The organism is Rhodococcus sp. MS16 (assembly GCF_013277795.1).
GTDB classification, from domain to species: Bacteria; Actinomycetota; Actinomycetes; order Mycobacteriales; family Mycobacteriaceae; genus Rhodococcus_F; species Rhodococcus_F globerula.
On record NZ_VBTM01000001.1, the window covers coordinates 689412 to 707670 of the forward strand.

The 18259-nt window shown below is 62.3% G+C and carries 15 protein-coding genes; 11 read left to right on the forward strand and 4 right to left on the reverse strand.

All coding sequences use genetic code 11. The features are described 5' to 3' along the window. Positions 1–56: 56 nt before the first annotated feature. Complete coding sequence (locus FEZ60_RS03245) at positions 57–404, reverse strand: DoxX family protein (protein WP_033232093.1); 348 nt, start codon at positions 402–404, stop codon at positions 57–59. Between the two features lie 66 nt (positions 405–470). Continuing rightward, positions 471–1610: a lycopene cyclase family protein gene (locus FEZ60_RS03250; RefSeq protein WP_172935503.1), complete on the reverse strand. Its 1140-nt coding sequence runs from the start codon at positions 1608–1610 to the stop codon at positions 471–473. 158 nt (positions 1611–1768) lie between these two features. On the opposite strand from FEZ60_RS03250, the gene FEZ60_RS03255 reads away from it, so the two are divergent. Then, the gene (locus FEZ60_RS03255) at positions 1769–3400 is read left to right on the forward strand and encodes an ABC-F family ATP-binding cassette domain-containing protein (protein ID WP_033232091.1); all 1632 of its coding nucleotides are present in this window, start codon (positions 1769–1771) and stop codon (positions 3398–3400) included. Positions 3401–3460: 60 nt separating this feature from the next. On the opposite strand, the gene FEZ60_RS03260 is transcribed toward FEZ60_RS03255, so the two are convergent. Beyond that, positions 3461–4027, reverse strand: a complete 567-nt coding sequence (locus tag FEZ60_RS03260; protein ID WP_033232090.1) for a TetR/AcrR family transcriptional regulator — start codon at positions 4025–4027, stop codon at positions 3461–3463. Between the two features lie 140 nt (positions 4028–4167). Further along, a complete protein-coding gene (acnA, locus tag FEZ60_RS03265) occupies positions 4168–6969 on the reverse strand; it encodes an aconitate hydratase AcnA (protein ID WP_033232089.1) in 2802 nt (933 codons plus the stop codon). Between the two features lie 444 nt (positions 6970–7413). Between acnA and FEZ60_RS03270 the strand changes: the two genes are divergently transcribed. The 10 genes from FEZ60_RS03270 (at position 7414) to FEZ60_RS03315 (ending at position 18187) form a co-directional block, all read left to right on the forward strand. After that, positions 7414–8013: a DUF6676 family protein gene (locus FEZ60_RS03270; RefSeq protein ID WP_045067711.1), complete on the forward strand. Its 600-nt coding sequence runs from the start codon at positions 7414–7416 to the stop codon at positions 8011–8013. Between the two features lie 406 nt (positions 8014–8419). Then, positions 8420–9985, forward strand: a complete 1566-nt coding sequence (locus FEZ60_RS03275; protein ID WP_045067712.1) for an NlpC/P60 family protein — start codon at positions 8420–8422, stop codon at positions 9983–9985. Between the two features lie 173 nt (positions 9986–10158). Then, positions 10159–11331, forward strand: a complete 1173-nt coding sequence (locus FEZ60_RS03280; RefSeq protein WP_080711641.1) for a MoxR family ATPase — start codon at positions 10159–10161, stop codon at positions 11329–11331. Then, positions 11328–12302: a DUF58 domain-containing protein gene (locus FEZ60_RS03285; protein ID WP_045067714.1), complete on the forward strand. Its 975-nt coding sequence runs from the start codon at positions 11328–11330 to the stop codon at positions 12300–12302. Before FEZ60_RS03280 ends, FEZ60_RS03285 begins: the two co-directional genes overlap by 4 nt. After that, complete coding sequence (locus tag FEZ60_RS03290; RefSeq protein ID WP_033232085.1) at positions 12299–13279, forward strand: VWA domain-containing protein; 981 nt, start codon at positions 12299–12301, stop codon at positions 13277–13279. The genes FEZ60_RS03285 and FEZ60_RS03290 overlap by 4 nt, the downstream gene beginning before the upstream one ends. Before the next feature lie 67 nt (positions 13280–13346). Further along, positions 13347–14096, forward strand: coding sequence for a 3-oxoacyl-ACP reductase FabG1 (gene fabG1, locus FEZ60_RS03295; RefSeq protein WP_045067715.1), 750 nt, complete (start codon positions 13347–13349; stop codon positions 14094–14096). A 56-nt stretch (positions 14097–14152) separates the two neighbouring features. Then, on the forward strand, positions 14153–14950 hold the full coding sequence (inhA, locus tag FEZ60_RS03300) for an NADH-dependent enoyl-ACP reductase InhA (RefSeq protein ID WP_045067716.1): 798 nt from the start codon (positions 14153–14155) through the stop codon (positions 14948–14950). A gap of 90 nt (positions 14951–15040) precedes the next feature. Beyond that, positions 15041–15796: a hypothetical protein gene (locus FEZ60_RS03305; protein ID WP_172935504.1), complete on the forward strand. Its 756-nt coding sequence runs from the start codon at positions 15041–15043 to the stop codon at positions 15794–15796. A gap of 160 nt (positions 15797–15956) precedes the next feature. Continuing rightward, on the forward strand, positions 15957–17525 hold the full coding sequence (locus FEZ60_RS03310) for a hypothetical protein (protein WP_172935505.1): 1569 nt from the start codon (positions 15957–15959) through the stop codon (positions 17523–17525). After that, a complete protein-coding gene (locus FEZ60_RS03315) occupies positions 17522–18187 on the forward strand; it encodes a DUF305 domain-containing protein (RefSeq protein WP_172935506.1) in 666 nt (221 codons plus the stop codon). The genes FEZ60_RS03310 and FEZ60_RS03315 overlap by 4 nt, the downstream gene beginning before the upstream one ends. Positions 18188–18259 lie beyond the last annotated feature (72 nt).

Sequence of the window (18259 nt, forward strand, 5' to 3'; positions counted from 1 at the left end):
AGAGAAAACAATGGGTGCGATGTCGAATTGTTGTTCGCGATCACCGCGTCGGCGGGTCAGGACGACGCGATGCGCAGCACCAAGGCGGCAACGGCGAGGAGGCCGAGCATCGCGGGAGGCACGATGTTCTGGTCGCCCGATCGCAGGTGAGCGGCGACGGCGCCGATGAAATACAGGATCAGTCCGATGGCGGCGGCGATGCCGATCACGGGGACAACAAGCCCGACCAATAGGCCGACGATGCCGACGAGCTTGATGACGCCGAGTCCGGGAATCCATTCTTCGGGAACGCCCAATCCGGTCAGGGTGTCGACCAGTTTTTCTTCGCGCGTGATGTCGAGATAGGCAGATCCGGCGAGAGTGGCAGTCAGAATCACGGCAACAACGGCATAAAGAATGAACAAGGAAACTCCAGTGATCGGTGAGGCGATATGTAGTGACGCTATCAACGACCGTTACTTGGACAGCCGTCATTGCGACCTCAACGCTGAAAGCGGCGCGCCCATCAATGTTCGCCTCACCCGCCACGGTGAGGCGGCGAATAGTGACGTCATGACCTTCGCCGTCGCGACCGTATCGCGGCGATCCGACAGATAGGCCTGTTGCTGTTCGACGGGCAGCGCAAAAAACGTCGCAAAGAACGTTTCGACGTCACCGGCTTCGAGAGTGAGAAGTGCGCTCAGGCCTACTCGCCGCAGTGCTGCGACAGCTCGAGCCGCTCGCGGCCACAGTGCGTGCTGAGGGTCGTCGCCGCGGGCAATCGCGGATGCAACAGCGTCTGCTTCGTTCAGGGCCGTGGCGACGCTGTACCCGGTGCCGGGATGCATCAGTCCGCCGCGTGCGCCGAATCGGAAGGGATCACCGCGCCGACGCGGTGGCGATTCCACAGCGAACCGGACACGTTCGACGGGGGCGTCTTCCGCAACGGTGACGCCGCGATTGCCGAGCCGAATGTGCAGTCGCCGTTTCAGCTCGCCGAGCGGTAGGGGCGGTCGACCTACAAGGCACGTCTCCTCGAGGAGCGTCCGGTTGGCGTCGAGGGGGACGGCGTAGAGGAACGACGGCTCTGCGGTTTCCGCGGTGCCGTTGTCTCGTCGCCAGTCCATGAACCAGGCTGCGTTGCCGTCGAGTGCGGGCTCCGCGGCGGCACGATCGAGCACGATTCCGAAGGCGGTTTGCTGTGCCGTTCGGGGAGTCGGGGTTGTTCCACGGGCATCGACCACGACCTGTGCGCCGATACGGGTCCCGTCAGCGCAGATGAGGGAGTGGGTAGTCACATGAGTGACTCTCTCTGCTATGACCTGCGTAGATCCGGTCGACAGTATTGATTGCAGTATAGATGTATTCAATACGCAGTAAGTGCGACCGAGCGTTGTGGGTCGCTGCGCCCACGCTGACGGGCGACCGATACGACTGGAAATGGCCGCGTCCGGCAACCACGCCGGAAGCTCGTCGAGCCAGGCCGCATACGTTGCCGTCCACGCTCGCGTGGGGTGCGGATCGATCAAAATGACCGACAGATTGTGGGCGACGCATCTCGTCGCCAGCGCCCGCCCGGCCGGCCCGCCGCCCACGATGACGACGTCTGCGGCGGTTGTTCGGGTTGTCATCCCCCGAGGATTCCATCTACATCGCAGATCTCCCACTGTTAGCGGATTCACACGCCGCTGGTCGGAGATGGCCCCAGCTCACGGTAAAATTGGAAGTTCTTGTGTCTGCCGTCAGGACACGTTTGCCCGTAGTTGTCTTTAGTTCTGAGGAGTTCTGCTTGATTACCGCCACTGACCTCGAAGTTCGTGCCGGTGTCCGCACCCTTCTCACGGCGCCCGGTCCGTCCTTGCGAATTCAGCCCGGTGATCGCATCGGATTGGTCGGTCGTAACGGTGCAGGCAAGACCACCACACTGCGTCTCCTCGCCGGTGAGGGCGAGCCGTACGCGGGCAAGGTCGTCCGGACCGGCGACCTCGGCTACCTGCCGCAGGACCCCAAGGAGGGCGACCTGAGCGTGCTCGCCAAGGATCGTGTCCTCTCGGCCCGTGGCCTCGACACGATGCTCCGTGACATGGAGAAGCAGCAGATTCTCATGGGCGAGGTTCTCGACCAGGAATCACAGGACAAGGCAGTCAAGAAGTACGGTCAGCTCGAAGACCGCTTCTCCTCCCTGGGCGGCTACGAAGCCGAGAGTGAAGCTGCACGCATCACCAGCAGCCTCGGCCTCGAAGATCGCATCCTCGGCCAGCCACTGAGCACGCTGTCCGGTGGTCAGCGTCGACGCGTCGAGTTGGCTCGAATTCTCTTTGCCGCGTCCGACGGCAGCGGGGCACGCTCGGACACGACTCTGCTCCTCGACGAGCCCACCAACCACCTCGACGCGGACTCCATCACGTGGCTGCGCGGATTCCTCCAGAACCACGAGGGTGGCCTTGTGGTCATCAGTCACGATGTGGATCTGCTCAACGACGTCGTCAACCGCGTGTGGTTCCTCGACGCCGTGCGCAGTGAAGCCGACATCTACAACATGAACTGGAAGAAGTACCTCGACGCCCGTGCAACCGACGAGCAGCGTCGACGCCGCGAGCGCGCCAACGCCGAGAAGAAGGCCGGCGCTCTGCGCATCCAGGCAGCCAAGATGGGCGCCAAGGCAACCAAGGCTGTTGCCGCTCAGAACATGGCAAAGCGCGCAGACAAGTTGATGGCCAACCTCGATGCCGAGCGCGTGTCCGACAAGGTCGCGAAGATCCGTTTCCCCGAGCCCGCAGCATGCGGCAAGACTCCGCTCATGGGCAAGAACCTCACCAAGGTGTACGGCTCACTCGAAATCTTCACCGGCGTCGACCTGGCGATCGACCGCGGATCCCGCGTTGTCATCCTCGGACTCAACGGTGCAGGCAAGACGACCCTGCTGCGCATCCTCGCGAACGCCGAGAAAGCCGATGCCGGTGAGCTGATCGCGGGTCACGGACTCAAGATCGGTTACTTCGCGCAGGAGCACGACACCCTCGACGACAACGATTCGGTGTGGGAGAACATCCGTCACGCCGCTCCGGACACGGGGGAGCAGGAACTGCGTTCGCTCCTGGGTGCATTCATGTTCACGGGCCCGCAGCTCGAACAGCCGGCAGGCACACTCTCCGGTGGTGAGAAGACCCGTCTGGCACTGGCCGGCCTCGTGTCGTCCGCTGCAAACGTCCTGCTGCTCGACGAGCCCACCAACAACCTCGACCCGATCTCCCGTGAGCAGGTCCTGGACGCGCTTCGCAGCTACACCGGCGCCGTTGTCCTGGTGACTCACGATCCGGGTGCGGCTGAGGCTCTCAACCCCGAGCGCGTCATCCTTCTGCCCGACGGCAACGAGGATCACTGGTCGCAGGAATACCTCGAGCTGATTCAGCTGGCGTAACCGCCTGTGCGCCTTTCTGGTAGCTCCCACTACCGAAAAGGCGCACAGGGGCGCAGTCCCTCAGTCCTGTCGACGCACCGATTCCTCGACCAGATCGAGGACCGCCGACAGATTGTTGCCGGCGTGGCCCGACGCGATTCGGGCCACCAGACCGTCCATCACCAGATCGAGATAGCCGATCAGTACGTCGGTGGGTACGTCGTCACGCAACCGCCCGGCAGATTTCTGGAAGGCCAGACGAGCGCTGGTCGCCTCGGTGAGTTCCGCCGACCGCTGTGACCATTTGGCACGGAAATCCGCATCGGTCCGCAGTCGCCGGGCAATTTCCAAGCGTGTGCCAAGCCAATCGAATTGGTCGGGCTGAGCGAGCATGTCGCGCATCACCTGCACAAGGCCCTCTTCGGCGACGACGTCGGCCATGCGGCTCGCGTCCTCGCTCGCCAACGCGAGGAAAAGTCCGTCCTTGTCCTTGAAGTGATGAAAGATCGCGCCTCGGGACAACCCGGTGACATCTTCCAGTCTTCTGACTGTGGCGCCGTCGTAGCCGTATTCCGCAAAGCAGCGGCGGGCACCGTCAAGGATCTGACTGCGCCGTGCCGCGAGATGGTCTTCACTGACCTTGGGCACGTTCTTGTCCTCGTCTCGCGCATCTCCACGATGCCGACTCTTTGTTCGGAGTTGGCACCACCCGTGAACCGATACCAAACGCACACGGCGGACTCAGCAAGGTCGCTGAGTCCGCCGTGCGGAAAAGGCAGGCTGGCGAACTAGCCTCGGATCATGTTGCGGAGCACGTACTGCAAGATGCCACCGTTGCGGTAGTAATCCGCTTCACCGGGGGTATCGATGCGTACGACTGCGTCGAACACGACCTTCTCGCCGTTCTCGCGCGTTGCCGTGACCTTCATGGTCTTCGGGGTGACGCCCTCGTTGAGCTTCTCGACGCCTTCGATGTCGAAGGTCTCGGTGCCGTCGAGCTTGAGCGACCCTGCGGACTCGCCGACCGGGAACTGCAGCGGGACAACGCCCATGCCGATGAGGTTGGAGCGGTGGATGCGCTCGAACGACTCGGTGATGACGGCCTTGACGCCGAGCAGGCTCGTGCCCTTGGCGGCCCAGTCACGCGAGGATCCGGAGCCGTACTCCTTGCCGCCCAGGACGACCAGCGGGATGCCGGCTGCCTGGTAGTTCTGCGACGCGTCGTAGATGAATGCCTGCGGTGCGCCTTCCTGCGTGAAGTCGCGCGTGTATCCACCCGAGACGTCATCAAGAAGCTGGTTACGCAGACGGATGTTCGCGAACGTTCCGCGAATCATGACCTCGTGGTTACCGCGACGCGATCCGAGCGAGTTGTAATCTGCACGCTCGACGCCATGGGAGTCGAGGTACTGCGCGGCGGGGGTGCCGACCTTGATCGGACCTGCCGGGCTGATGTGGTCAGTGGTGACCGAGTCGCCGAGCAGTGCGAGGACGCGAGCGCCCTTGATGTCCTTGACCGGAGCCGGATCCATCGTCATACCGTCGAAGTAGGGTGGCTTCCGCACGTAGGTGGAGTTCGCGTCCCACTCGAAGGTGTCGCCCTTCGGTGTTTCGAGGTTCTGCCAGCGGCTGTCGCCCGCAAAGATGGTTGCGTACGACTTGCGGAACATGTCCTGGTCGATCGAGGACTTGATCGTCTCTTCGATTTCCTGCGTGGACGGCCAGATGTCCTTGAGGTAGACGGGGTTTCCGTCGGTGTCGTTACCGAGCGAGTCGGTCTCGAAGTCGAAGTCCATGGTTCCGGCGAGGCCGTAGGCAATCACGAGCGGCGGGGAAGCCAAGTAGTTCATCTTGACGTCGGGGGAGATGCGACCCTCGAAGTTACGGTTACCCGAGAGCACCGCGGTGACCGAGAGATCGTTGTCGTTGATGGCCTTCGAGACTGCCTCGGGCAGCGGTCCGGTGTTACCGATGCACGTGGTGCAGCCGTAACCGCCGAGGTAGTAGCCGAGCTTCTCGAGGTACGGCCACAGGCCGGCCTTCTCGTAGTAGTCGGTGACGACCTGCGAACCGGGCGCCATGTTGGTCTTGACCCACGGCTTGGTGGCAAGGCCCTTTTCGACGGCGTTGCGTGCGAGCAGTGCAGCGCCGAGCATGACCGACGGGTTGGACGTGTTGGTGCAGGACGTGATGCCGGCAACAACCACGGCGCCGTGGTCCAGAACGAATTCACCGGCGTCGGACTTGACGACTACCGGCTTGCTCGGACGGCCATGCGCACCGTTCGCAGCCGAGAGAACGTCGACCGCTCCGTCGTCAGCGAACGAGAGCACTGCGGGATCGGAAGCGGGGAAGGACTCTTCGACGGCCTCGTCGAGCTGCGTGTGCTCGGTCGGCTGGTTGTCTTCCACGTAGTTGTGGATGTCCTTGCGGAACGCAGGCTTGGAGTCCGACAACAGGATTCGGTCCTGCGGGCGCTTCGGGCCGGCGATCGAGGGAACAACGGTTCCCAGATCGAGCTCGATGTACTCGGAGAAGACGGGCTCCTGGTCCGGGTTGTGCCACAGGCCCTGTTCCTTGGCGTACGACTCGACGAGAGCGAGCTGCTCGTCGCTGCGGCCGGTGAGGCGCAGGTAGTCGATCGTTTCGCTGTCGATCGGGAAGATCGCTGCGGTGGAACCGAATTCGGGGCTCATGTTGCCAAGGGTTGCGCGGTTCGCGAGCGGAACCTCGGCGACACCCTTGCCGTAGAACTCGACGAACTTGCCGACGACGCCGTGCTTACGGAGCATCTCGGTTGCGGTGAGCACGACGTCGGTTGCGGTGACGCCTGGCTTGATCTCACCCGAGAGCTTGAAGCCGACAACGCGGGGGATGAGCATGGAGACGGGCTGACCGAGCATTGCTGCCTCGGCCTCGATGCCGCCGACGCCCCAGCCGAGCACGCCGAGGCCGTTGACCATCGTGGTGTGCGAGTCGGTGCCGACACAGGTGTCGGGGTATGCCTGTCCGTTACGGGACATGACGGTGGGTGCCAGGTACTCGATGTTGACCTGGTGAACGATTCCCATTCCCGGGGGGACGACCTTGAAGTCGTCGAATGCGCCCTGACCCCAACGGAGGAACTGGTAACGCTCGCCGTTGCGCTCGTATTCGAGGTCGACGTTGCGCTCGAGAGCGTCGGCCTGGCCGAAGACGTCGAGGATGACCGAGTGGTCGATGACCATGTCGGCGGGGGAGAGCGGGTTGACCTTGTTCGGGTCGCCACCGAGGGTGGTGACAGCCTCACGCATGGTGGCGAGGTCGACGATGCAAGGAACGCCGGTGAAGTCCTGCATGATCACGCGGGCAGGCGTGAACTGGATTTCGATGCTCGGCTCAGCTGAGGGATCCCAGCTTGCGATGGCGCGGATGTGATCCGCGGTGATGTTGGCACCGTCTTCGGTGCGGAGAAGGTTCTCGGCGAGAACCTTCAAGGAATAAGGCAATTTCTCGGTGCCGGGGACGGCCGAGAGGCGGAAGATCTCGTAAGAGTTCTCACCGACCTCGAGGGTTCCCTTTGCTCCGAACGAATCAATACTGGTGCTCACGTCTGCTCCACTCGTCTATGAGGGTCGCCACCGACGGGGCTGTGTCGGCAGCTGAAGCGAGGTACTTACAACTCGGCGTATCCGGTGACAGCTCACGCCAATCGCACAGTTCACGTGAGAACTGTCCGAACATCGGAGCTGAAGTGGACTCGGTCGAGGCGAGGTACCTCTCGGTCTGAAGTCTAACAGTACGCTTGTCCTGTGAGACTTCGGGGCAACTTGACCGAAACAATCTTCACGCAGTCTCAGGACCTGCGCAACGCAGGGTTGACTGGGTGAGCTGACCCACAACGGATTGTGCGGAGTGTCGAAGACTCGCGGGCTTCGCACTCAACCTCAAGTAGGGTGCATTCAGGCCCGTCGCGGTCAGACCGCCCGATAACGACCTCGGATTCATTCGCACACTCGCGTGTGAACGAGCACCGAACTGCACCCGGATGAGAGATGTCTGCTCCTACACATTTGGTCTTCACGCCCTTGCATGCGAGCGGTCCGCTGCACGCCGCACTACCTCTGCATGCCGCAGTCCCATCGGACGTCGATGTCGACGACGTGGTTGCCGACGTTGCGCAGAATGGGGTTTCCGCACCGGCTGCCGATGTCCCTGCACTGGTGAATGTCGTCGCCGACGCACGTGAGCGCGGGATCGATTTGAGCGTGATCGTTCTCGACGCCAATCCTTCCCGCGACACCGACCTTCGGGATCTGGCGACGACGGTCGGCGAATCCGAGGGCGGCACGATCTTGGTGATGAGTCCGGACTGGATGGGCAGTTCCAGCGATTCGATCAGTCGAGTACAGCTCGAGACCGCGCAGGATCGCTCGTTCGGGGACAGTTCTGCTGCGATCGCCGATCGCTTTTCCCATGAGATTGTCCAACCGGGTCCGCCGTGGGCCTTGTACACGGTCCTGTTGGTGGCGATTGTGGCGATCGCGGCGGCAATTACTTTTGCCGTCAAATGGCGTCGGAGCCCCGAACCCGCGGTCACCGAGCAGGTGAGCGAACCTTCGGAACTGGCCGTCGGACACGCCGGATCTGCTTAGTCCAGCGCGCACGTTCCTGAATTTCGACTAGCAGGTATTCACCAGCATTTGTGGTGAGTACCTGCTTTTTCGTCTGGATACAGCAATCCACCTGGTGAAATACCCGATGTGTTATTTGGGGCTAAAGTTTCCAAAGTTCTCTCAAGTGTCGTACGGTACAACTGGCACTTTTTGGGGAAGAAGTGTCGCAGAAAGATGGCTGTTGTTCGACGGACTACGCGCGACGCCACCCGAAACCGGGCGGCGCCGAGCGTTGCCCCCGAACGGCGGGTTAGCGACAAGCGGTAGCTACTTCGCTGCATCTTGTTGGTGGCGCCACGTGGCGTCATAGCTTCCTGCGCATTCCCTCCCCGCACGGATCGGCGACCCAGCGGGCCCGTGGCGTACACGCGAGGGAGAGTTATTTGTGAGCCAAGTAACACGAGGCGGATTCGGCCGTCGTAAACCTTCCCGAGCGTCGTCCCGCCTGGCACAGCTGGTAATCGGTGCGGGCATCGTCACTGCCCTGGTTGTCGGAAACCCGGGTGTCGGAGCGTCGGTCCCGCCGCCTCCGCCCAATCCCAGTGACTCCGAAATCGCGTCCGCAGATTCGCAGGTTTCATCGAGTGTCAGCACGGTCAGCGCCCTCATCAACCAGGTTGCCGCGGCAAATGAGCAGTTGTCCGCACTCGACAACGAAGTTGCCGTCAAACGCGAAGACGTCAACAAGACACTCGTCGACCTGCAGAACGCTCGAGGCGCCGCCGATGCCGCAGCCCAAGCCGTCGGCATCACCAAACAAGCACTTCGGGACGCCGGCGCACAGATCGACGTGGCGCAGAGCGATTTCGACAAGTACGCCCGATCGAGTTACGTCCAAGGCACCAATACCGCGTCCATCTCGTCGTTCCTCGACGCCAAGGGCCCGGGCGACGTCCTCGATCGAGCGCAGGTCCTCAAACTTCTCTCGAACACCCAACGCGCCGTGCTCGACGGTTTGCAGCGCGCTCGGACCGAACAGGCGAACAAGGACTCGGCGACCAGGCAAGCCAAGCTCGACGCCGACGCGGCCGCCGAAATTGCCGCCAATCTTCAGGCACTTGCCGAGCAGGCCATCGCGATCGCCCGCAACGCACTCGACCAGCAGGTAGCCAAGAAGGCGTCCATCGAATCGGAGCGCAATTCCGCGCAAGCCCAACTCGATGCGGCGCGCAACGCTGTTGCCGGTTTGCAGGGGCAGCGCCAGGCATACGCGACGTGGGACGAACAGCGAAAGGCCGAAGAAGCTCATCAGGCCGCACTCGAAGCGGCTGCCAAGCAAGCGGCTGAGGAAGCCGCCGCCAGGGCTGCCGCCGATCAGGCCGCCAAGGACCGTGCCGCTGCGTTGGCTGCTGCTCAGCGCCCTCACACTGCCGTCGAAGATCCGACGCCGACAGTCATCCCCGATGACGACGACGAGACATCGACGGACACGAGCACCGATTCGGATTCCGACACTCCGGTGGTAACACCGAAGCCCACAACTCCGAAACCGGCAACTCCCAAGCCGACAGTGCCTTCGGTGTCCGGAAGCGCCGCAATCGAATCCGTCATCGACCGCGGTATGTCGCAGATCGGCATCCAGTACGCCTGGGGCGGCGGCGACGAGAACGGGCCGACCCGCGGTATTCGCGACGGCGGAGTCGCGGACAGCTACGGCGACTTCAACAAGATCGGGTTCGACTGCTCAGGTCTGATGATCTACGCGTTTGCCGGAATCGGTATCTCGTTGCCGCATTACACCGGCTACCAGTACACCGCGGGCAAGCAGGTTCCGTCGTCCGAGATGAAACGCGGCGACATGATCTTCTACGGTCCGAACGCGAGTCAGCATGTGGCGCTGTACCTCGGTGACGGGCAGATGCTCGAAGCACCGCAGTCCGGATCCAGTGTGAAAGTTTCCCCCGTTCGCTGGGGTGGAATGACACCGTACGCCGTGCGGCTGGTGTCCTGAACTCGCGAGAAGGCTGAACCCGTTCATGCTTCGATGCCCGGTTCGTTGCATGTGTTGACGTGGTGTTGCGGCATCACGAGCAACTACCTGGAATAGTTGGCGGGGAACACGTTACTGTCGGAACTTTTCTAGGTGAAAGCGATGGATTCTTGGTGACCTCACGTGAAGATTCGATCGGATCGGTCGACGTAGACAAGGCGAGTGGAAATTCCGACGGGGTAGCTCCGTCGCTCGCCACCGACGTCCAGACACTGGAACGAGCGATCTACGAGGTCAAACGAGTCATCGTCGGCCAGGATCGACTGGTCGAGCGGATACTCGTCGGGCTACTGGCCAAGGGACACGTCCTGCTCGAGGGTGTTCCCGGTGTCGCGAAGACGCTGGCCGTCGAAACCTTTGCGAAGGTGGTCGGCGGATCGTTCTCCCGTGTGCAGTTCACCCCCGACCTCGTACCCACCGACTTGATCGGTACGCGTATCTACCGACAGGGACGCGAAGAGTTCGACACCGAACTGGGACCAGTGGTCGCGAACTTCGTCCTGGCCGACGAGATCAACCGTGCACCGGCAAAGGTGCAGTCTGCGTTGCTCGAAGTCATGGCCGAGCGCCACGTCTCCATCGGTGGCAAGCGTTACCACATGCCGGACCCGTTCCTGGTCATGGCGACGCAGAACCCGATCGAGAACGAGGGCGTGTATCCCCTCCCGGAAGCGCAGCGTGACCGCTTCCTGTTCAAGATCCTGGTCGATTACCCGACCGTCGAAGAAGAACGCGAAATCGTGTACCGGATGGGCGTCGCCGCGCCGGAACCCCACCAGATTCTCGGTCCCGAAGAGTTGGTTCGACTCCAGCGCGTCGCGAGCACCGTCTTCGTCCACCATGCGCTGGTCGATTACGTGGTTCGGGTCATCGCGGCCACCCGTACGCCGAGGGAATTCGGCCTCGACGACGTTGCCGGCTGGATCGCCTACGGTGCGTCGCCGCGTGCAACACTCGGCATCATTGCAGCCTCCCGAGCGCTCGCCCTCGTGCGTGGCCGCGATTACGTTGTCCCGCAGGACGTCGTCGAGGTCATCCCGGACGTGTTGCGCCACCGGCTCGTGTTGTCGTACGACGCACTCGCCGACGAGGTCACTCCGGACGCCGTCATCACGAGGGTCCTGCAGACGGTCGGTCTGCCTCAGATCGCCGCGCGCCCGGTGCCCACTGTCGCGGGACCACAACCGGTACCGGGACAGCCGGTAGGCCAGCCGATGCAGCAACCTCAGCAGGGCGCACCGCAGTTCAATCCCGCGGGAAACGGCGCGCAGTTCATGAGCCCTGATCCGATGAGTCGCCCGCAGTGACGGAAAGTCACCTTCCCGGTCATGCCGGTGCACCGCCGTCATTCGAGTCCGGTGAACTTCGTGACCCACGACTGACCGCTGCGTTGCGAACACTGGAGTTGACGGTCCGCCGCCGGCTCGACGGGGTGTTGCACGGTGATCATCTCGGACTCATCCCCGGTCCCGGTTCCGAACCCGGCGAGGCTCGCGAGTATCAGCCCGGTGACGATGTGCGACAGATGGATTGGTCCGTCACCGCTCGTACGACGCACCCACATGTGCGGCAGTCGGTAGCCGATCGCGAACTCGAGACGTGGTTGGTGATCGACCTGTCCGCGAGCCTCGATTTCGGTACCGCAGGTTGTGAGAAGCGCGATTTGGTTGTGGCAGCCGCTGCTGCGGTGACGCACCTGACCAGTTCGGGCGGCAATCGCGTCGGCGCAATCATTTCCACCGGCGCGCAGATGACACGGATTCCGGCCAGGGGAGGCCGCGTCCACGCTCAGGCGATGCTTCGTAAGATCGCGACCACCCCCCATGCGCCGGACGGTGTACGCGGAGATCTGGTGGGCGCAATCGAGGCGCTCCGACGCCCACAGCGTCGGCGCGGCTTGGCCGTCGTGATCAGTGACTTCCTGGGCCCGACGGATTGGGAACGTCCGTTGCGCGCCATTGCCGGTCGTCATGACGTGCTCGGGATCGAAGTGGTGGATCCGCGCGACCTCGAACTGCCCGATGTCGGTGACGTCGTGCTGCATGACCCGGAATCCGGTCGCACGCGCGAGTTCTCGACCACTCCGCAGTTGCGCGCGGATTTTGCGCGCGCGGCCGCTGAGCATCGCGTCGAGGTTCAGCAGGCATTGCGCCGGTGTGGGGCACCGCTCATGTCACTGCATACCGATCGTGACTGGATCGCCGACGTGGTTCGATTCATCTCGGCACGCCGTCACAGCTTCGGTGTCGGCGCCGGAACTGGGGGCGTTCGTTCGTGAGTCTTTCTCAATTCACTGCGCCGTGGTGGCTGCTGTTCCTGGTTGTCATCGCCGCATTGGTAGCCGGTTACGTCTATGTGCAGAAGCAGCGTCAGAGACATACGTTGCGGTTCACCAACTTCGATCTCCTCGAGAAGGTGGCGCCGTCACGACCGGGCCGGTGGCGTCACGTTTCCGCCATTCTGATGGTGATCTCGTTGGTGTTCTTCACGGTAGCGTTGGCCGGTCCCACAGCGGACAAGAAGGTTCCGCGGAACCGGGCAACCGTCATCCTGGTGATCGACGTGTCGCTGTCGATGCAGGCCACCGATGTGGAACCGACACGTCTCGCGGCCGCTCAAGAGGCGGCCAAATCGTTTGCCGACGGTTTGACTCCTGGAATCAACCTGGGACTGGTCGCGTTTGCCGGAACTGCTTCGGTGTTGGTGTCTCCCACGACAAATCGCGACGCGACCAAAGTTGCCATCGACAATCTCAAGCTCAGCGAGCGGACCGCGACCGGCGAAGCGATCTTCACGTCACTGCAGTCGATCGACACGTTGTCCGCCGTTCTCGGCGGGAGTGATCAGGCTCCGCCCGCACGGATCGTCTTGCTCTCCGACGGTAAGCAGACGGTCCCCGACAATTCGGATGACCCGCGCGGCGGATTCACCGCAGCACGTCAGGCCAAAGACAAAGGTGTTCCGATCTCGACGATTTCGTTCGGCACGACATACGGTCGGGTCGAAATCGAGGGTGATCGCATTCCGGTTCCTGTTGACGACGCGTCGCTGAAGGAAATCGCGAATCTGTCCGGGGGAAGTTTTTTCACCGCATCCAGCCTCGAAGAGTTGCGTGCGGTGTACGACACGCTGGAAGAGCAGATCGGATTCGAGACCACCCGTGGCGATGCAAGCAAGCCGTGGCTGATTCTCGGAGTTCTGTTTGCCACCGCAGGTTTGACCGTTGCCTTGGTCACTCGCCAACGGCTGCCATGACCCTGCACCATTTTCGTTTGTCCGACTACTGCCGGAACTCGGCCCTGGAATTGATAGGTTGATCGCCATGTCTACCCCTTCCACCCCAGTGGTGTCAGAACGGACCGTCACCACTCCACGCTCGGTTTTGGTTACCGGCGGTAACCGCGGTATCGGCCTGGCTGTCGCGCAGCGTTTGGCCGCAGACGGACACAAGGTCGCCGTCACACACCGCGGCAGCGGTGCACCCGAAGGCCTTTTCGGTGTTGTCTGCGACGTCACCGACTCCGAGTCGATCGATCGCGCGTTCAAAGAGGTCGAGGCACATCAGGGCCCCGTCGAGGTCATCGTCGCCAACGCCGGTGTCACCGACGACACCCTGATCATGCGCATGTCGGAAGATCAGTTCACCAGTGTCATCGACGCAAACCTGACGGGTACGTTCCGGGTTGCAAAGCGGGCGACGCGATCGATGCTGCGAGCGCGTTTCGGACGCTTCATCTTCCTCGGATCGGTTGTGGGGCTTGCCGGTGGCCCCGGGCAGGTCAACTACGCGGCCTCCAAGGCGGGCATCGTCGGTATCGCCCGGTCCTTGACCCGTGAACTGGGCTCCCGTTCGATCACGGCGAACGTGGTCGCCCCCGGCTTCATCGAGACCGACATGACCGCAGCGCTGGGCGACGACGTGAAAGACAAGGCCACCGAACACATTCCGCTTCAGCGCACCGGCAAGCCGGAAGATGTTGCGGCAGTGGTGAGTTTCCTGGCCTCCGACGATTCGGCGTACGTGTCCGGCGCCGTCATTCCGGTTGACGGTGGACTGGGTATGGGGCACTAGTCCCCGCTTCCACACTTTCCTTTCACTTCGTACGTCTCACTTCAGGAGGACAACTCATGGGCGGTTTGCTCGAGGGTAAGACCATTCTCGTTACCGGCATCATCACCGATTCGTCCATCGCATTCCATGTGGCGAAGGTTGCGCAGGAGCAGGGCGCCAAGGTCTTGATCACGGGTTTTGATCGTTTGCGTCTGATCGACCGCATTGCCCAGCGTCTACCGCAGCCGGTGCCGCCGGCCATCTCCCTCGACGTCCAGAACCCGGAAGATCTGGCCACCTTGGCCGATCGTGTCCGCGAGTTGGCTCCGGAGGGCATCGACGGCGTTGTCCACTCCATCGGCTTTGCCCCGCGCTCGTGCCTGGGCAGCCCGTTCATGGACGCGCCGTGGAGTGACGTTGCCGTTGCTCTCGAGGTGTCCGCCTACTCGTACAGTGCCCTCGCAAAGGCGCTGTTGCCGGTTCTGAACGACAAGGGTTCCATCGTCGGTATGGACTTCGATCCGTCGCGTGCGATGCCGTTCTACAACTGGATGGGTGTCTCCAAGGCGACCCTCGAGGCTGTGAATCGGTACGTCGCCAAAGAGGTCGGCGTTCGTGGCATCCGCTCCAATCTTGTTGCGTCGGGCCCGATCAAGACGCTCGCAGCCAAGGCAATTGCCGGCGACAGCACCGGCCCGGGTGCCGAGTTGGACAAGCTCAACACCGGCTGGGACAGTGCGGCGCCCATCGGCTGGGACGTCGAAGATCGTGAAACCGTTGCGAAGACGGTCTGCACCGTTCTCTCGGATTGGTTGCCGGGCACAACTGCGTCGATCATTTACGTCGACGGCGGTTTCCACGCAATGGTGGGTTAGTAGTTTGAATCCGGTTCGCCTTTGCCTGCTCGACGAGCTACGTCCAGGTGAGGGCGAACACGGGGGACCTCAAAGCGGAGGACCTTGGTGATGGAACCAGTCGACGACGTGGCGGTCGGTGACTGGATCAAACCACGGTTGTCGGGTGCGCTGACGGCAGTTGTACCTTCGGGTTTCGACGCGTACGTGCGAGTTCTCCATCCGGTCGACGTCGTCGGCACTCACGTGGTCCGCTGGCGTGATGTTGCCGCCGTAACCGGTCGGCGGGTTCATCCGCTTGTGCAATGGTGGCGTTTGATCGACGCCACTGATTCCGTGAATCCGCGCAGCGAGCTCTGGGACGGCGGTGAGCCGGATATCGGTTCACTCGATCCGCCCGACAATCAGCGTCTTGTCGATCTTCTTGCGGGCCATACGAATTCACCGGACGATGCGTACTTCGCGGTGTGGGAGGGCAATGGCTTCTTTCATGCCGGAGCTACGGCGATCTACAGTGCCGGAAAGAAACAATCTCGCCCCGCACCCGTTGTTTCGCTCGCCCGGGAACTGATCTCCGGACCGCGGCTGCGGCACCCCGGACGGGACTATGTTGTGCTGTCAGGATCCCTTCGTGAAGCGTCGACTATCCCCGACCTGATCGGTGCAAAACCCTGGACGCCGTCAGCAAATCTCGTGTGGCCGCAGGACCATTCGTGGTGCATTGCTACAGAGGTCGATTTTGATTCGACTCTCGTGGGGTGCAGTCGGGCCGCCGCGAAAGAGATCCTGGCATGCCCTGACCTCGAATCGTTCCCGATCAACCCGAACGATTCGTTGCAGTACGACGCTGACTTGGTAAATACCTGAGACCTCCGGTATCTGATGGAGAGTCGCGTTCACTCTTGACGAGAGTGGCGTGCATCACGCACACTTCCCCAGGGAACCGGACATTCGGTCAGGACGTCGGTAGGTGGGATGGATACGGTCGAGTATCGCCGACGCCCGATACACAGGGGGTTGCGCAGAGATGAAACCGCTGAGCGCTCGTCGAACGGTCAGGTCCGCGATTGTTGCCGCGGCGGCCGTACTGCTACTTCCAGTGGTCGGCGCCGCAGCGGCGCCGGAATCCAGTCCAGGTACGGTGTACGAATCCCATGCCGTCGGCAGCGATGCGGTCGAGCGCGCGAGTTGTAACGAGGATTCTCAGCCGGAAACCGGATTGCAGGGTGATGTACCAGCTGAAGACCGTAACAGCGGACGCAGTCGAACGGGCTACAGCTGCAACATCTCTCGGTTGGGTGGGTACGAAGGCCGTGGCGGCGGAATCACCTCAACCAGTTTCGAGAACTGCGCGTATGTCGGCAGCTTCTTCCCCGGAAATCTCCTCGGACCCGCACAAGGCGTGCAGGTTATCGATGCCTCCGACCCGGCAAACCCGAAACTCACTGCAACGCTGACCGAACCTGCCATGCTCGCGGGAACGTGGGAGAGCCTCAAGGTCAACACGCAGCGAAAACTCTTGGTGGGAACGGGAGTTCCCCTGTTGACCGGCGTTGGCATGATGTCGGTATACGACATCTCCGATTGCGCTCATCCGAAACTGCTCAATCCGGGACCGGGAACGAATCTGGGGATGCTCCTTCCCATTACATCGCATGAGGGCGGGTTCTCCCCGGACGGCAATACCTACTGGTCCTCCGGTACCGCGCCCGGCATTGTGAGCGCTGTCGACCTCACCGACCCCTCCACCCCGAAGGTGGTGTGGCAGGACCTGATCGGTCTCTCGACCCACGGAATCGGCGTCAGCGACGACGGGAATCAGCTGTACCTGTCGAACAATATGGGCGGCATCCACGTACTCGACGTCAGTGCGGTGCAGCGACGTGACCCCAATCCTCAGGTTCGCCAACTCTCTCAGCTTTCGTGGACCGACGGATGGGCGACGCAGCACAGTATTCCGGTGAACTACGACGGCGCACCGTATCTGTTCACCGTCGACGAGGGCGGTTCGGGCGGCGTCAAACTCATCGACGTCTCCGACGCAGCCCGACCGGAGATCGCCAACTCGATCAAGCTCGAAATCAACCTTCCCGAGAATCAGGACTCCTCGCTCGCGTCAGCGTCCGGCGGTTCGGCCTTTGCTTACGAATCGCACTACTGCGCAGCGGACCGCCCGGACAATCCCACGGCTCTCGCGTGTGGGTGGATATCGTCCGGGATCAGGGTTTTTGATGTCCGCGACCCGTTCGACGTCCGGGAAATCGCTTACTACAACCCGCCGGCGAAGACGGGGGACAATCTTGCGCTGACAAACTCACCGCATGCATTGGCGTCGATCTTGGGCGTTCCGATATTGAGCGCGCCCGCGATCGGCCAGTCGATTCTCAGTGGTCAATTCGACCCGAACCAAGCACTCAGCGCGCGAAGCGGGATGCTCACTCAAGGCGACATCTCCACGGACTGGTGCTTCTCGGCGCCGGAGTGGCGCGGCAGCAAGCTGTGGGTGACGTGCGCGGACAACGGGTTCATGGCGTTGCAACTGGATCCCGACGTCTACTCGCCACCGGCTGATCAGCACTCGACCGTCGGTTCATGACGACGACGCGGGTAGTGCGCGTCGCAGCGTTCGGTTGCCTTGCGGTGATGCTGGTTGTGCTCGGTGCGGCGCTGCGGCCGCTGATGTTCACGGAGCAGGCTGCGCCTGCAGAGATATTGAGCGACAACGAAATCGGGTTTGTTCACGATATGGTCGCACACCACCAGCAGGCCCTGTTCATCGCCCAGCGACTGAACACGAATGTCGATCCAGCGGTGAGTAGGCTTGCGCAACAGATCGACGATTCGCAGCGGACCGAGATCGGGATGATGCTCGGTTGGCTGCGACTCGTGAACGTGACCCCGGGTAGTCGCACTCCGATGGAATGGATGCACACCGCGTCGAATTCGACAGACCTTGCCGCGCACCATGGCGTTGTGACATCAGAGGCAACTCGCGGTCAGGCGTCGATGCCGGGGATGGCAACCATGGCCGAACTCGACTCTCTCACCTCAGCTACGGGGGTTGATGCGGAAGTGTCGTTCCTGCAGTTGATGGAGCGTCATCACCGTGGCGGGATCGTCATGGCCCAGGCGGCCGACGAACTTCTGGCCGACGGTCCGGTCAAACAATCCGCCCGCGACATGATCAGCACCCAGAGTCAGGAATCCGGACTGATGGCCCTCATGCTCGCACAGCGAGGTGTTCAACCGGTCGGGTAGACGAGCCCTGGATACCACAATGAACAGCGTTCATTCTTCTGGTACGTTCAGCTCCGAGAGCGGCCGTCACCC

Bases quoted from the DNA above. Each gene is read 5' to 3' on its own strand.
- FEZ60_RS03250 (WP_172935503.1), bottom strand. From the start codon at position 1,610: ATGACAACCCGAACAACCGCCGCAGACGTCGTCATCGTGGGCGGCGGG.
- FEZ60_RS03270 (WP_045067711.1), top strand. From the start codon at position 7,414: ATGTCTGCTCCTACACATTTGGTCTTCACGCCCTTGCATGCGAGCGGT.
- fabG1 (WP_045067715.1), top strand. From the start codon at position 13,347: ATGTCTACCCCTTCCACCCCAGTGGTGTCAGAACGGACCGTCACCACT.
- inhA (WP_045067716.1), top strand. From the start codon at position 14,153: ATGGGCGGTTTGCTCGAGGGTAAGACCATTCTCGTTACCGGCATCATC.
- FEZ60_RS03305 (WP_172935504.1), top strand. From the start codon at position 15,041: ATGGAACCAGTCGACGACGTGGCGGTCGGTGACTGGATCAAACCACGG.
- FEZ60_RS03310 (WP_172935505.1), top strand. From the start codon at position 15,957: ATGAAACCGCTGAGCGCTCGTCGAACGGTCAGGTCCGCGATTGTTGCC.
- FEZ60_RS03315 (WP_172935506.1), top strand. From the start codon at position 17,522: ATGACGACGACGCGGGTAGTGCGCGTCGCAGCGTTCGGTTGCCTTGCG.